The following is a 15,003-nucleotide window of genomic DNA, read 5'->3' as shown; positions in this document are numbered from 1 at the left end:
GCTCATCTACCATGCCGATCCGTGGAGTTAACCCGAAACCGGCAGTAATTTCCTTACGGGTCCGGATCCGCTTCCGTTTCGTTGATGATCACCAAGGCGCGTGGGGCGTCAAGCGGATCTGTGCCGTCCTGGGGATCTCCCGGTCGTCGTTCTATGCCCGGCGGGCCGGCGGGGCCGCCCGCCGGGCCCGCCTGCGCGAGGAGGAACTGCTCGCGGCCGAGATCACCGTGATCCACCTCGCTTCCAGGGGCGCCTACGGCGTCCCGCGCGTGCATGCGGAACTTCGCCGCCAGGGCCGGGCAGTCAACCGGAAGAGGGTGGAGCGGATCATGCGCGAGCGCGGCATCACGGGCGTGACCCGGCGCCGACGCCGTGGCCTGACCCGCCAGGCCCGCAAGCCGTCGAGATCCGACAGCGACACCAGCAAGGTCACGCCTTGGCGGCGTAGACGGACAGTGTCCAACCGCAGGGTGGAACTTCACCTCGGCTATGCGCTTAATGAGACACAGCACAAGTGCAGGAGAAAAGGCGTGCAAGAGCAAGGTGGCCAGCTCGCCGAGACGGGCGAGACAGCCGAGCTGCTGGATAACGTCGCCCTGATCGAGTCCGCCGCCTGCACCTTCCTTGAGGCCGTGGGCGGTGATCCCGCCCCGGCGTACGAGGCCTTCGCCGCCCGCCTGGGCACGCTGACCCGCGAGCTGCTGGACGTGGCGGCAGGCGTACAGGACGGGGCCCGTCGGCCCGACTGTATGGCTCCGGAGCGTACGGGCAGGGTGGGGCGAAGGTATCCGCGACGGCCGACCAGGAACTGACCGTCCGGGTCGGTTGCGCCGCACCGGGGTCTGTCCCCGTGGTTTCGGATCAGGCCGGTAGTGTCGGTTCGTCAGTGTCGGGCACCGACGGAGGTAGTGCCACAGCCCGATCGGTTGACCGTTTCGTCTGTGCAGCGAGTTCCTTGAGCATCCATTTCGCTTCTTCGGCAGCCTGCGGATCACCCCGGTCGGCAGCGTTCTTGTACCAGTTGAGAGCGGTATCAACGTCACCGCGGTGGCGGTGAATGGCCGCGATGGCACGCATCGATCTGGTGTCGCTGCGGGCTGCGGCCTGCTCCCGCCAGTGGAGGGCGTTGTCGAGATCGCCGGCGGTTGCGAGGAGCTCAGCGGCCTTGCGCATCGCGACCAGCCGCATGGCCTCGGTGCTCCTGGCGAGTTCGGCTGCTTCCAGGTACCAGGCCAGGGTCGCGTCGTGGGGCCAAAGGCGCAGGTCCAGTAGCTCGACGACGTAGGGCAGGGCTGCGGCGTCGCCACTACGGGCAGCTTCCTGGTAAAGCGTCAGGGCCTCGTCGAGCCGGTGAGAGCAGCGCAGGTGGTCTGCGGCCATCCGCAGGGCCGTGCTGTGGCCACCGGCGGCCGCGCGGCGATAGGTCTCCAGCGCTTTACCAGTGCGGCCAGCTTTCCAGTACAGGTCCGCCGCCGCGCAGCGTGCTTCCAGATCTCCGCCGTCCGCGAGGTGGGCCAGCCACTCCAGAGCCTCGCTGGTATGCCCGCTGCGGTGCAGGAGCTTGGCAGCATGGTGCATCGCGTCGGTCCCCGCACCGAGCTCGGCTGCCCGCCGGTACCAGCGGGCAGCGGCTGTGCTGTCACCGACCAGGCGCAGGTGGCGGGCCATCTGCATGGCGGCGCCGGTGTCGCCGGAGTCAGCCTTCTCGCGGAGCCAGGTAGCTGCCTCCTCAGGCATGTTGGCGGATCTCAGAAGGTCGGCGGCGAACTGCAGAGAGTGCCCGCGTTGCACCCCCATCTCCGCCGCGCTCTCGGACAGGCATCGCCACCCGGCAGTCTCTGCTCGGGCAGCAGCATGTCCCAGCAGCTCTACATCGACGGCCAGCCCAGCGGCGCCCCGGTCACCGGCCTGACCCGCTACTGCGGGGACGCCTACGCCTACCTGGGCGCGGGCACCGACAACGGCTCGCCCCAGGCGCCCACCGACATCAGTGGCCACTTCAACGGCTCCATCGCCGACTTCTCCTACTACCCGTACGCGATGGCGGCCAGCACCGTCGCCAACCACTACACCGCCGCCACCGGTCCGGTCGGCGAGGCCGTCTCCCAGTCCGCCGCCTACCGGGCCGCCGTCACTCTGACCACCCCGTCTGCCTACTGGCGCCTGGACGAGTCCACCGGCGCCACCAACGCGCAGGACGAACTCGGCACCGCCCTGCCCAACCAGGAACACGGCACCTACACCAACACCACCCTCGGCACCGCAGGCCCCTCCGGCAGCTCGGATGGCACCGCCGCCACCTTCAACGGCACCACCTCATCTGTACAGCTCCCGGCCACGGCGGCCGCCGTGCAGGGCCCGAACACCGTCGAGCTGTGGTTCAAGACCACCACGTCCGGCACCCTCTACGGCTACCAGTCCTTCCCGCTCGGGGCCGCCCACACCAACAGCGACTCCTGGAACCCGGCCCTGTACGTCGGAAGCGACGGCAAGCTCTACGGCGACCTGTGGACCGGCAGCGCCTCGACGGGCTTGAACTCCTCACAGACCGTCAATGACGGGAAGTGGCACCACGCCGTCCTGGCCGCCGACGACACTGGACAGACTCTCTACCTCGACGGCACCCAGGCCGCCAGCAGCAATACCGCCCGCCAGATCTGGTACAACGGCTCCGCCTACGTGTACGTCGGCGCTGGCACCGCAGACGGCGGATGGCCCAACCACCCCACCAGCACCGACGGCCACTTCAACGGCTCGATCGCCGAAGTCGCCTTCTACAAGACCCGCCTCAGCGCAGACCAGGTCAACGCGCACTACAAGGCCATGGGCAGCGCTTCCTCGCCGACCAAGACGACCTACACGTCCGTCACGGACCCCGGAGGCCGTACCGTCAGCTGGCGCTGGGACACCGCAACCGGCCAGCTCACCAACACGGTTGATGCCACTGGCGGCAACACGCGCTACACCTACGACACCCACGGCTTCCTGTACAGCGTCACCGACCCGAACGGGCACACCGTCACCACCGGCCACGACGACCGCGGCAACGCCGTCTCCACGACGACCTGCACCACGCCCGCCAGCTGCCACACCTCCTACGCCTCGTACTACGTCGACCAGGTCAACCCGTTCAACCCGAAGAACGACCACAGACTGACCACCAGCGACGCACGAGCGCAGAACCCGAACGCCACCACCTACGCCACCACCTATTCCTACAGCCCGACCGGCGACCTCACCTCGACACAGCTGCCCGCCACCACCGACTTCCCCAACGGCCGTACCAGCACGGTCACCTACACCGCCGGCACCGAGCCAGCCGTCGGCACCGGCGGAACCGAGCCTGCAGCGCTCATGGCCACCAACACCACCACGGGCGGACAGGTCACCCAGTACTCATACGACTCGGCCGGAAATCTCACCAAGTCGGTCAACCCGTCCGGACTGACCACGACCTACACCTACGACAACCTCGGGCGTCTGACCAGCCAGAGCGACAACTGCGCCGACTGCGGTACCGGTCTGACCACGATGACCACCACATACGCCTGGGACGGGCTGGGCAACCTCCTCACGGAGACCGACCCGAGCACAACCGACGCCGTGACCGGTGCCAACCACACCCGTCAGATCCGCGTGGCCTACGACAACGACGGAAACGAAACCAGTCAGACCGTCGCCGACACCTCGGGCGGGGACAGCCCTCGCACCACCAGCTGGACGTACAACGCCAACAACCTGGTTGCCCAGAGCACGGACCCCGCCGGTCACAGCACCACCTTCGGCTACGACGGCTACGGCAACGTCACCAACAAGACCGACGGTGCGGGCACCAAGTGGCTCTACCTCTGGGACGCCCTCCACCACCAGCAGCGGACCGCGATCACCAACTACACGGGCAGCCCGACCAACCCGGTGACGTCCCAGACCCAGGTCCTCGAATCCCGCGCCTACGACCCGGCCGGCCGTCTGGCCACGGTCACTGACGCGATGGGCCGCACCACCCACAACTATTACAACGATGACAACACCCTCGCCGAGGTCGATCTCGACGGCTTCCACAACGCCGACGGCTCCACGCGGAACGTCGTCCTGCAGCAGAACACCTACGACCCCGCGGGCCAGTTGATCCAGCAGGTCACCGGCGGCGGAAAGAGCACCGTCACCTCCTCCTACGACGCGGCCTCGCGTCTGAGCAGCGCCACCCTCGACCCCGGCGGGCTGGGCCGCACCACCGCCTACACCTACGACGCCAGCGACAACGTCCTCACGGACGTACTCAGCGGCAGCGGCGAAAGCCACGAAACCGACTACGGCTACAACGCGCTCGGCCAGGTCATCACCCAGACCGTGAAGAACCAGCCCGCCGACTCGGTCACCAAGAACACCTACGACCAGCGCGGTCTGCCGCTTACGACGATCAGCCCGCTCGGCAACGTTGCCGGAGCCGACCCCAGCGCCTACACCACCACCTTCACCCATGATGCGCTCGGCCGACTCACCACGACCACCAGCCCGCCGGTCACCAGCACCACGTTCAACCCCGCGACCGGCTCCGCTGTGGTGCTGCCGCAGGCCCGGTCGATCACCCGCACCGGATACGGCGTCTTCGACAACGCGACGTCTGCCCAGGACCCGACGGGCAACATCACCACCTTCACCCGGACCTACGACAGCAACGGCCGCCATGACTCGACGTCCCTGAACTCCTACACCGCTCCGGGACAGACCACCGCTGTCACCGCTGTCACCCAGCTCGACTCCGACGCGCTCGACCGGGTGGCGACAGTCCACGACCCGCTGGGCCGGCTCACCACCAACACCTACGACCAGCTCGGCAACCTGGTGGAGACCGACGCACCGGCTGTCAACGGCACCGTCCCCAAGGTGCAGTACACCTACGACCTCGACGGCGAAAAGCAGTCCATGGCCGACCCGGTCGGAGCCGTCACCCTCGCCACCTACGACGACCTCGGACGGCCCATCACCTCCTCCCGGCAGGTGCGCCGGGCCGGACAGCCCACCGCCGTCTACACCGCCGCCTTCGGCTACGACGACGCGGGCAACCGCACCAGCGTGACCACGCCGGGCGGCTCCACCGGAACCTTCGGCTACAACGCCGCAGGCGAACAGACCAGCACCACCGACCCGCTCACCTTCACCAGCACCACGTCCTACAACCTGCTGGGCCAGCCCACCAAGGCCACGCTGCCCGGTAACCAGCCCGGCTCCACCGGCCCGTCAAAGACCATCACCTACAACGAAGCAGGACAGGCCACCAGCAGCGCGCAGCTGTCCAGCACGGGATCCACGCTCGCCAGCACCACCACCACATACGACGTCGCCGGGAACGCGATCTCTGCGACAGACGCCGACGGGAACACCACCACCGCGACGTACGACGCACTCGGCCGCCCCCTCCAGCACATCGAGCCGGTGGCCAGCGGGAAGACCATCACCACCGCGTTCGGCTACGACACCGCAGGACGCCGCACCGCGTACACCGACGGCAACAACAACACCACCTACTACACCTTCAACACCCTCGGCCTGCCCGAGTCCACCATCGAGCCCGCGACCTCCGCCTACCCCAACCTCGCCGACCGCACCTACACCACCGGCTACAACATCCTCAGCCAACCCGCCACAGTCGCCCAGCCCGGCGGTACGACCATCTCCAACACCTTCGACCCCGCCGGTCACCTCACCACCCAGACCGGCACCGGCGGCGAAGCCCCAGCCCCCACCCGGACGTTGGGCTACGACCTCGACGGGCGCCTCACCAGCCTCTCCACACCGGGCGGCACCCAGAACTACACCTACGAGGACCGAGGCCCCATCGCGACCGCCTCCGGACCGACGGGCAACGCCACCTACACCTACAACGCCAACGGCCAACTCGCCTCACGCGCCGACGCCTCGGGAACCGCCGGCTTCACCTACGACGCGGACGGGCACCTCAAGACACTCGCCGAGCCCCAGACCGGGCAGACCCTCGTCTACAACTACACCCCCCGCGGGCAGGTCAGCACCGTCCAGTACGGCAACGGCAACACCCGCAGCTACACCTACGACGACCAGGGCAACCTCGCCACCGACAACCTGAAGTCGGGCTCCGGCGCAACTGTCTCCTCGCTCGGCTACACCTACTACCCGTCAGGCCGCCTGAAGACCAAGGCCACCAACGGCCTGGCCGGGGCCGGCACCCACACCTACACCTACGACGCCGCCGGCCGACTCAGCACCTGGAACAACGGCAGGGCCACCACCAACTACGCCTACGACGGCGACGGCAACCTCACCACCAACGGCGTCACCAACTCCACCTACAACCAGCGCAACCAGCTCACCGGCCAGGGCAGCAACACCTACACCTACACCGCCCGAGGCACCCGCTCCAGCGTCATCAGCGGCAGCACCACCACCAGCTCCACCTACGACGCCTTCGACGAGCTCACCAACCAAGGCGGCACCACCTACTCCTACGACGCCCTCGGCCGCCTCGCCCAGACCTCCGGGCACACGCTGACCTACGACGGCACCACCAGCAACACCACCGCCGACGGCACCGAGACCTACTCCCGCACCCCGGGCGGCAACCTGATCGCCATCGGAGCCGGCGGCTCGGCCAGCTTCGCCCTCAACGACCGCCACGGCGACGTCGTCGGCACCTTCGCCGCCACCGACACCTCCGTGGCCAACTCCCGCTCCTACGACCCCTGGGGCAAGCCCACCGCCACCACCGGCACCAACCACAACCTCGGATACCAGGGCGGCTGGACCGACTCCACCACCGGCCAGGTCAGCACCGCCAGCCGCTGGTACGACCCCTCAACCTCCGCCTTCACCAGCCGAGACACCACCACCCTCGACCCCACCACCGCCGCCGGCGCCAACCGCTACGCCTACGCCGCAGCCGACCCGCTCAACAACGCGGACCCGAGCGGCCACACCTCGTGCGAGCCGAGCGAACCCGACCCCAACCCGGACAGCCCGCCGGACTCCCCGCCATCCATTGGGCACCACCGCGACTGGGGCGCCGACGACTACAACGACGACTACAACCCGCTGTGGAACTCGCTGAGCTACCAGGAGTCCTCATCGAACAACGAGTACAACACGATGTGGGGCTGGGCGGATGAATATCTTGCCCACTACGGCATTGACGGGTCGGCTGGGTATGCGCAAAGCGCGATCGTCGCGGCCGAAGTGGAAGCAGAGGTCCAAGCCATTTCGATGGTCGAGGCGGAAACTGTAGGTTATGCCCTGGCCGCCGGATACGACGAGTGCGACACCGATCAGCCGGTGTACCACAGGCACACGGCAACGCCCCGGCCGAAGCCCGCGCCCAAGCCGAAGCCGGTCCCGACCAAAATCAAGCCTCGCGACGACAATCCCAACAGCGAAAATACCCAACAGGCCTCCCAGCTGAACGGTGGTCACGCGACTGGCCAGACCGGTGTCGTAGCGACAGCCGGAAACCCTGGAGCGGCAGCGACCTCCTTCACTATCGCGTCGGAAAGTCAAAGCTCGGCCCTGAATAGTGGCGTGACGTCCAGTAGTGACCGCCCTCGCAGCTGCCTGGATAATCGACCGTCCACTGCAGTGACCGACGGCGCGACCGGGTGGATCAACTACGGGCCCGTTGACACTGGCGGCGGTGGTCGTTCCACAGGGATTGAAGCGTGCGTGACCGGAAAACCCAGCGGTTCGCGTGGCACGGTAGCCAGTGGAGATATAGTCGGCTTCAGTGAAGCACTAAACATCGCGGTGGCCGGAGGCTTCAGCCAAAGCTCGAATCCGATCGCCAGGTGCCACCTGGCACCACGAGAGTTTGGTGGCAGCGGAACCGACCCGCGGAACCTTGCCCCATGCTTCCAACGAACGGCTAACGCAGGCCCGCTCAACAGCATGCGACAGTTCGAGCGGCACGCGGGCGACGCACTGCGGGAGGGGCAGATAGTCGACTATGAGGTGATGCCTGTTTATGCCAGCAAAACAAGCACTATCCCCATGGGGTTCTCGATGATGGCCTACGGGCAGTACGCCAATGGCGAACCAGATCTTATGGAATACCAATGGGTATGGAACTCTGCGCTCAATGGCCAAGGCCAGCTCGTCGATCTGTGGAATTAGTAGTGGAGCAATAGATGAATCTATCAGTAGAACGGCTATCGCAGATCCTTGGCGCCCCGGAAGTTATTCCCGCCCAAGTTCCATGGGAGCTCGCACCGGAACGAATCAATATTCAGCTCCCGTCTGACTACAAGGAGTTTGTGAACCGATATGGGTCAGTCCGGATTCTAGGTGAACTATCCCTCTGGATCCCGTCGTTGCGACCCAGCTCGAAAGGTTCACCAAGCGGATTCGAGGGCTTTGTGTGGGATACGGCCCAGGTCGCCGAGGAGCTAGCTCTCGCCTATGAGGACGATCCCGACGAGCAGCCATACCCGGTCTTTCCTGAAGCTGGCGGACTTTTGGCTTGGGGAAATAATGCGAACGGCTCTCGATGCTTCTGGCTGACAGAGGGTGACGATCCCGATAAATGGCCAGTGGTTATTTGGTATCAGGAAATTGAGGAATGGGATAGGATTGGCTGCTGTATGACCGATTTCCTGGCCACCTTGCTGACCGGGGGCTATCGGATGATGTCCGAGCTTATTCCCGCTTCGGCAAACGCTCCACTGTGGTCCTCGCAGGGAGACTGGAACTGGACGGCATAAGCTTCAAATCACCGGTATTGCGTCTAGTGCCCGCGGAAGCCCTTTGACCCGTCGCCAGTACGATCTTCTCAAATTCGGAAAAAGGGATGGAATATGATCGCGGGCTGGTGGCAGCGTAGAGCTGAGCAGCGGGAGATCCGGCGTGCTGCTGATTTGCATCAGGAGGGTGTTCAGCTGCTGCGGAAGCGGCAGCCTGAGGAGGCCGAGCGCGCATTCAAGGAGGCGGTGCGGCTGCGTGCCGAGCGGTTGGGGCCGGAGGCTGCCCTGACGTTGGAGTCCGAGATCTCTCTGGCCGAGGCGCTGCGTCAGCTCGGCTTTCAGGGTGAGGCGGTGGACAAGTTGCGCGAGGTTGTCTCGCGTAGCCGGGCCGCTCTTGGCGAAGGCCACGACACCACCTGCTTGGCCGAGATTAGGTTGGCCAATCACCTCATCGTTACGGGCCGTCCGGCGGAGGCGGAGGAGCAGGCGCTGGCGGTGCTCGCCGTGCGTCATGGCAGGGACGACTTCCGCCTCAGGGCTGCGGATGTCAGGCTTCGGGCCGTCAGTGCGCAGGGCCGTCACCGGGAGGCGGCCGACGGAGCGTTGCCGTTGACGGAGGACTACGCTGCCATGCACGGCAAGCACGGTCTTCTCACGCTGAAGGTCCGCTCGGACCGCGTACAGGATCTGATCTTCCTTGGCGAGTATGCCCAGGCGGAGAGCGAGTGCCGGACCGTGATGGGAATCCTCCCGACTGGGAATCTGTTCTGGCTGGCCGTCAATAATGCCTTGGTGCTGGCTCTTGTGGGCATGAAGCGCTACGAAGAGGCCGAGGCCACCGCACGGGCCGCGCTCAAGCACGCCCACAAAGGCATTCCTGCTCTCAGCAGCGTGCGTCTGGTCCTGCAACTCGGCCTCGCCCGGGTCCTCGCCGCCTGTGGTCAGAATATGGAAGCGCTCCAGATAACCGAGGACGCGAAGACGGAGTTCCTGGCGGATCCCCGGAGCTGGGCGACTCTCCAGGCCGCGCTCGGGATTGTGACCGCCACTGCTCTGCTTGGCCTTGGACGGTTCGAGGAGGCGGAGAGCGAAGTCCGCCGAGCCCTCGCCAACGCACTGTCGACTTATAGCGCTGTCCACTACACCGCGCTGGAAGCAGGGACGCTGCTCGGAACCGTCCTCGCAGCCTGTGGCCAGCGCACCGAGGCACAGCACCAGCTTGAGAGCTGTGTTTCCGGCTGGCACAAGCACTTTGGGCCGGACCACTCCATGACGGTGGCGGCGACCGCCAAGCTCGACATGCTGCGGTAGCCGCGCCGCCTTCACCGAGGACCGCATCCGGTCGGCACCTTACGCTCGCAGCCGTCGCCCGGGCCCACGGGGCGGGGGAGGCCTGCGACGGGTCGCAGGGAAGGGCACGAGCGGCAGCTCAGGAGGTGGTGCTGTTGAGCGCGATTTCGGCGAGGCGGAGCCAGTGATCGGCGTGGGTGACGGGAACGGCGACCCAGTCCTTGAAGGGACGTTTCTTGCCCGAGGGGTCGAACAACTCGGCGCCGGTCAGAGCGAGCGCCTGCGCATGCGCAGTGCTGGCGTTGCCCAGCCGGAAGGCCAGCGCGTCGCCTTTGAGACAGGCAAACGCCTTGCCGTGGGCCTTGAGTGCTCGCTTGCCGAACATCGCGCCAGCGGTGGCGCCGCGTGCGGCAAGGTCAGAGGCGATCTCGTCGAACAGCGCGTCGGGGCTCATTGCCAGTGGTCCTTGGGTGGAGAAGCGCGACTCATCGCGTCGGTTGGTCGGGCAGCAGTCTCCGGTGACGCTAGCCTGTCGCACCGTCAGGCCGAAGGTGGATACCTGTTCCGTGTCTGGCGGGGATGGGGGTGCAACGCAGTCCGCGTTGCACCCCCATCTACGCCGACCACGACGGCCACGACCAGGACGGCTGGCCCGGTCCGGACGACAGCGGTAGCGAGAGCGCCGGGCCGGGCCGCGTTGGTACGCGGGGCTGCCAACCCGAACGGCTCGACCACCACGCTGCGCGCTGACGTCCTCGGCGCAGGCCGCCTGCACCGCCCACGCCGAGCGCCCGCCGTACAGCGGCGGTACGTGCTGGCGGGTCAGGGGCGCAGCAGGGCGGCGAGTTTGGTTTCGGTGGCGATGGTGCGTGGGTGGCGGGGGCCGTAGTGCTCGCGCCAGGTGGTGGCGCAGAGGGTGAGTTGCTCCTGGGCCTCGGCGCGGCGGTCCTGGGCGGCGAGCACGCTACCGAGCGTTGTGGCGGCCTCCAGGGAGCTGTGGTGGATCGGGCTGAGGTGGGACTCGGCGAACGCGACCGCCCGCCGGGCCTCGGCCTCGGCCTCCTCCAGCCGTCCGAGACCCAGTAGGGCCTTGGCAGTGACAGTGGCGATCGGCGCGGTGAGAGTGACCCGGATGCCCGGGGTGTGCAGGAACTCCGCTCTGGCCTGCGAGGCGACGCGCAGGGCTTCCTCGTGGCGTCCGCTGCTCCCGAGGCTGCGGGAGAGTCCGAGGCTGAGGCTGAGGCGCATGTCGCCACTCGGTTGGGCGACCTGGGCCTGCTGTTCGAGTGCGTGTCGTGCGGTGATCTCGGCCTGGTCGTGGTGGCCGAGCCCGTTGAGCGCGATGACGAGGGCGTTGATGACGGCCAGCCAGAGCAGATCCTGCTTGCCGTGCCGGTCGATGAGCGCGCGGCACTCGTACTCGGCCAGCTCGAACTCCCCCAGGTAGATCAGGTTCTGGACCCGGTCGGAGCCGGCCTTCAGCGTGTGGATGTGGTTCTCGCCGTACACATGGGCGCTCTGCGCCTGCAACGCCTGGGCTTCCTCGGCCGCCTCGCGGTGGCGCCCCTGGGCGGCGCGTGCCCTGAGCTTGGTGTCCCAGGCCGCCAGGCCAAGCTCGTCCGGGGCCGGATGCCGGCGCAGCACGGCCAGCGCGAGGTCCGCGGCCTCATCGGGACGGCTCTGCGTGATCAGGACGTTAGCGAGACTGATCTGTACCTCGTTGGTGATCGCGTGATCCTCGCCCAGCACGGCCGGGCAGTGCACCAGCAGATCGCGCAGCTCGGCTTCCGCCTCGTCCCGCCGGCTCAGCTGTCTCAGCACGGTCGCCAGTCGGCCGCGGGTCTCCAGGGTCGGTGCGGCCTCGGCACCGAGCCGGGCGGCGCGCAGCTCCACTGCCCGCCGCAACGCCCGCTCGGCCTCCGCCCAGCGCGCCCTCGCCATCAGCCGGTCGCCCTCGCCGTGTAGTTCGGTGGCAAGCCGAAGGTCCCGCTTGTGTGCTCGATCCCGCAGTCCCGCGAACATGCCCGCTCCCTCGCCCGGTCCCTGATGCGGCGATGATCGTACCGATGTGCGGACTGACGTGAGCCGGAGACCATGTGACAGCCGCTCGACCGGCAGTGGCCAGCACGCGGCCGTCAGCCGGCTGTGACTGGCGGCTGGTTCTCTTGTTGATCTTGTTTGTGAGCTGGTGTTTCGCAGATCGAGTGGGAGTGTCTTTCGGGCTTCGCGGTTCGGGCTGCCCCTTTTTCTTGATCATTGATCTTCGGTCGGCTGTCTTCGGCGGGCTGGTGGCCTGCTTGTCTTCATGGTTGTGGTGGGAATCGCGGATTGTGTGAGATGGAGCGGGATTCTGTGCAGTTGTAACTTCAGCTCCAGAAGGAGCTGCTGGGTGTCATGAAGTGCTGCGTCGGGTGATGGGGTCGGCGCCGGGGGTTGCGGGGTCGGCGGCTGCGGGGTGCCGAGGGCGGTGAGTTGGTCGTGCCAGTGGGTTCGCCAGTGGGTGCGGGTGGTGTCGTCGGCGAGGGCGGCGTCGACGGGTGTGCTTTGAGCGAAGGGCCACAGGGGCGTTGTTCCGGATACCAGGCACAGGCGGGCGAGGAAGGAACGGCGGACCAGGTCGCGCATCCGGTCGACGGCGAAGGCGAGGGCTACGCCGAACATTGCGTCGTCCGGGACGGTGGGGATGCTCATGATGAGCTTGCGGAGGTCTTTTTTCGGACAGGCCGCCGCCGTGGATGAGGCGTGAGCGCAGGTCGTAGAGCTTGGCCAGGGCGGACGAACATGTGCCGCGAGCAGGGCAGCACCATCACGAACGCCCAGATCCGGTGCCGCTTCCCGGTCGACGGGTTGATCCACTGTCCCAGGAAGCCGTAGTCGATCTGGGCCTCCGCGCCCGGCTCGACATCGTCCCGCAGCACCGTCACCTTCGAGCGGGCCGACTCGTCCGGGAGGTTCTCGGTCACCCACCGGTGGAACGTCGACAACGACACCGCCAACTTCCCCTCATATCTGAGGCGTTGGTGGATCGTGGTCACCGTCGTCGTCTCCAGAAGCCCCTTGACCAGGTCGCGGTGCGGCTCGATCTCCGCCCACGTGACCTGGTTCAGCCGGCGCCGGGCCAGCTCCGGGAACCAGCTCTTGATCAGCTTGTCCCAGTCCGCCTCGCTCATGGGCGGCCCGCCCGGGGCCATTCCGGACGCCTCCGCCGGCGCCAGATACTTCCTGATGGTCTTGCGGTCCACCCCCAACGAGGCTGCGAGCTGGTTCTTCGACCGGCCCGCGTACCAGTGGACGTAGATCTCGACGTTGTCGACCACGGTGAACGTTCTCCTTGCCATCCAGGGTGTCCGTCGACCTCTCGGCCTGTCGGTCGAGGGACGGTGACGACTCCGAGAGGGTCAGGACCCTCAACCCGGCCCGGAGATGTCCAAGGGGAACCTGAACGATTCGGATGGAACGACCACTCACAGGTCAAACCACCTGATCTGGGGTATTCGAGGCTTCGCCGTGGTCAACTTCCCCTTGGGGACTCATGACCGTGCCCCTGGCCCATTCCGTGACCACGAAGCCTCAGAAGTGGGGGAAATCGCTGACCGTTCATACGATCGTTCTCGTAGGATCTTCAGTCATGGCCCTCTATCCTCCGACCGATCCCTACGACACCGGGTTCCTCGACACCGGAGACGGCAACTGCGTCTACTTCGAGCAGATAGGCAGCCCCGACGGCAAGCCCGTGGTGAGTGTCCACGGCGGCCCGGGCGCGGGATCGCCGCGGCGGCCACTGCGGGCGTGGGACCCCGGACGCTACCGGGTGATCCGCTTCGACCAGCGCAACTGCGGGCGCAGCACCCCGCACGCCAGCGATCCGGCGGCGGACATGCGCCTGAACACCACGCAGCACCTGATCGATGACATGGAACGGCTGCGCGAGCACCTCGGCATCGAGAAGTGGCTGGTGAGTGGTGCCTCCTGGGGCGTGACGCTGGCGCTGGCGTACGCGCAGCGGCATCCGGATCGGGTCAGCGAGCTGCTGCTCCAGGCTGTGATGACGTCCAGCCGATCGGAGATCGACTGGCTGTACCGGGGCGCCGGACGGTTCCACCCCGAGGCGTGGGACCGGTTCCGCGAGGGTGTCCCCGAGGACGAACGGGACGGCGACCTGCTGGCGGCGTACGCTCGGCTGATGGAGAACCCCGACCGGGCGATCCGGGCGCAGGCCGCCGCCGACTGGCTGGCCTGGGAGGACGCGGTCATCACGGGTGAGCCCAACGGCGTGCCCGGCATGTACAGCGACCGGGAGGTCGACGAGCAGATCGCGTTCGTCCGGATCTGCGCCCACTTCTTCAGCAACGCCGCCTGGTTGGAGGAGGACCAACTGATACGCAAAGCCGGCAAGTTGGCCGGTATTCCGGGACTGGTGGTCACCGGGAGGCACGACATGGGATGTCCGCCGCGGACCGCGTGGGAGCTGGCGAGGGCCTGGCCGGACGCGCGGCTGCACATCTCCGACGACTCCGGACATGTCGGCAGCGAGAGCATGATGCGACTGGTCCGCGACACCATCGAGGAGTTCAAGGACCGGTGAACCGCCGCCGCTCCCCTGGGTGTCCGTCCCGGGATGTCCGGGGACGAAGGCAGCCGGCGCTGTCTGGAACGTACGCGCGGGCCCTGGAGCGCATCCTCGCCCGGGAAATCGTGCTCGGCGAGCGCGTCGCACTGGCCGCGATCGGCGCGGCTACCGCCTCCGCGCCCGGCACCGCGACAGGCGACCTGGCCGCCGACCTGCCCCGGCTGTGCGAGCTGATCGACCACTCTCTGGTCGTCGGCGGCTCACCAGTCTGCCCGGCGTAGGTCAGCGGCCGCTCGGGTCGAATGCGGGTGCGAAGTCTCAGCTGGATGTCCTGATCTTCTCTCACTGAAGTGTCATTGGTGCGTAGGCGATGATGCAGCCCGGTGAGGTAAAGGTCCGTGCCGGGGTCCTGCTCTTCCTGGGCGGTGGCGGTATCGGGGG

At 67.1% G+C, this 15,003-nt stretch carries 11 protein-coding genes; 6 read left to right on the top strand and 5 right to left on the bottom strand.

Going from position 1 to position 15,003, the window contains the following annotated elements; translation table 11 throughout:
* The first annotated feature begins 11 nt into the window (after positions 1 to 11).
* A complete protein-coding gene (locus tag P3T39_RS30970) occupies positions 12 to 812 on the top strand; it encodes an IS3 family transposase (RefSeq protein WP_280702530.1) in 801 nt (266 codons plus the stop codon).
* Positions 813 to 861: 49 nt separating this feature from the next.
* On the opposite strand, the gene P3T39_RS30965 is transcribed toward P3T39_RS30970, so the two are convergent.
* Entirely contained in the window at positions 862 to 1,737 is an 876-nt protein-coding gene (locus P3T39_RS30965; RefSeq protein WP_280702529.1) for a hypothetical protein, read from the bottom strand.
* Between the two features lie 117 nt (positions 1,738 to 1,854).
* Here P3T39_RS30965 and P3T39_RS30960 point away from each other — a divergent pair, with 117 nt between their 5' ends.
* The 3 genes from P3T39_RS30960 to P3T39_RS30950 all read left to right on the top strand — a co-directional run bounded on the left by P3T39_RS30960 (position 1,855) and on the right by P3T39_RS30950 (position 10,013).
* Positions 1,855 to 8,136 carry a LamG-like jellyroll fold domain-containing protein gene (locus P3T39_RS30960; protein ID WP_280702528.1) on the top strand — a complete coding sequence of 2,094 codons (6,282 nt, stop codon included), beginning with the start codon at positions 1,855 to 1,857 and terminating at the stop codon, positions 8,134 to 8,136.
* Positions 8,137 to 8,150: 14 nt separating this feature from the next.
* Positions 8,151 to 8,723 carry an SMI1/KNR4 family protein gene (locus P3T39_RS30955; protein ID WP_280702527.1) on the top strand — a complete coding sequence of 191 codons (573 nt, stop codon included), beginning with the start codon at positions 8,151 to 8,153 and terminating at the stop codon, positions 8,721 to 8,723.
* Between the two features lie 93 nt (positions 8,724 to 8,816).
* Complete coding sequence (locus P3T39_RS30950) at positions 8,817 to 10,013, top strand: tetratricopeptide repeat protein (RefSeq protein ID WP_280702526.1); 1,197 nt, start codon at positions 8,817 to 8,819, stop codon at positions 10,011 to 10,013.
* Between the two features lie 118 nt (positions 10,014 to 10,131).
* On the opposite strand, the gene P3T39_RS30945 is transcribed toward P3T39_RS30950, so the two are convergent.
* The 4 genes from P3T39_RS30945 to P3T39_RS30930 form a co-directional block, all read right to left on the bottom strand.
* Complete coding sequence (locus P3T39_RS30945) at positions 10,132 to 10,446, bottom strand: hypothetical protein (protein WP_280702525.1); 315 nt, start codon at positions 10,444 to 10,446, stop codon at positions 10,132 to 10,134.
* Positions 10,447 to 10,814: 368 nt separating this feature from the next.
* Positions 10,815 to 12,014 (bottom strand): tetratricopeptide repeat protein, encoded by a 1,200-nt coding sequence (locus P3T39_RS30940; RefSeq protein ID WP_280702524.1) that lies wholly within the window; start codon positions 12,012 to 12,014, stop codon positions 10,815 to 10,817.
* Positions 12,015 to 12,245: 231 nt separating this feature from the next.
* Positions 12,246 to 12,683, bottom strand: a complete 438-nt coding sequence (locus P3T39_RS30935) for a hypothetical protein (RefSeq protein WP_280702523.1) — start codon at positions 12,681 to 12,683, stop codon at positions 12,246 to 12,248.
* Positions 12,680 to 13,330 carry a hypothetical protein gene (locus P3T39_RS30930; RefSeq protein WP_280702522.1) on the bottom strand — a complete coding sequence of 217 codons (651 nt, stop codon included), beginning with the start codon at positions 13,328 to 13,330 and terminating at the stop codon, positions 12,680 to 12,682. Before P3T39_RS30930 ends, P3T39_RS30935 begins: the two co-directional genes overlap by 4 nt.
* Positions 13,331 to 13,620: 290 nt before the next feature.
* On the opposite strand from P3T39_RS30930, the gene pip reads away from it, so the two are divergent.
* Positions 13,621 to 14,577, top strand: a complete 957-nt coding sequence (pip, locus tag P3T39_RS30925; RefSeq protein ID WP_280702521.1) for a prolyl aminopeptidase — start codon at positions 13,621 to 13,623, stop codon at positions 14,575 to 14,577.
* Positions 14,578 to 14,687: 110 nt separating this feature from the next.
* The gene (locus tag P3T39_RS30920) at positions 14,688 to 14,843 is read left to right on the top strand and encodes a hypothetical protein (RefSeq protein ID WP_280702520.1); all 156 of its coding nucleotides are present in this window, start codon (positions 14,688 to 14,690) and stop codon (positions 14,841 to 14,843) included.
* Positions 14,844 to 15,003: the final 160 nt, after the last annotated feature.

This window comes from Kitasatospora sp. GP82 (assembly GCF_029892105.1).
Lineage (GTDB): Bacteria > Actinomycetota > Actinomycetes > Streptomycetales > Streptomycetaceae > Kitasatospora.
Note: the sequence above shows the minus strand (reverse complement) of the source record. Positions and strands in the feature narration are given on the sequence as shown.

Coding starts and splice junctions, on each gene's coding strand:
- P3T39_RS30970 (WP_280702530.1), top strand. CDS start 12: ATGCCGATCCGTGGAGTTAACCCGAAACCGGCAGTAATTTCCTTACGG.
- P3T39_RS30965 (WP_280702529.1), bottom strand. CDS start 1,737: ATGCCTGAGGAGGCAGCTACCTGGCTCCGCGAGAAGGCTGACTCCGGC.
- P3T39_RS30960 (WP_280702528.1), top strand. CDS start 1,855: ATGTCCCAGCAGCTCTACATCGACGGCCAGCCCAGCGGCGCCCCGGTC.
- P3T39_RS30955 (WP_280702527.1), top strand. CDS start 8,151: ATGAATCTATCAGTAGAACGGCTATCGCAGATCCTTGGCGCCCCGGAA.
- P3T39_RS30950 (WP_280702526.1), top strand. CDS start 8,817: ATGATCGCGGGCTGGTGGCAGCGTAGAGCTGAGCAGCGGGAGATCCGG.
- P3T39_RS30945 (WP_280702525.1), bottom strand. CDS start 10,446: ATGAGCCCCGACGCGCTGTTCGACGAGATCGCCTCTGACCTTGCCGCA.
- P3T39_RS30940 (WP_280702524.1), bottom strand. CDS start 12,014: ATGTTCGCGGGACTGCGGGATCGAGCACACAAGCGGGACCTTCGGCTT.
- P3T39_RS30935 (WP_280702523.1), bottom strand. CDS start 12,683: ATGAGCATCCCCACCGTCCCGGACGACGCAATGTTCGGCGTAGCCCTC.
- P3T39_RS30930 (WP_280702522.1), bottom strand. CDS start 13,330: ATGGCAAGGAGAACGTTCACCGTGGTCGACAACGTCGAGATCTACGTC.
- pip (WP_280702521.1), top strand. CDS start 13,621: ATGGCCCTCTATCCTCCGACCGATCCCTACGACACCGGGTTCCTCGAC.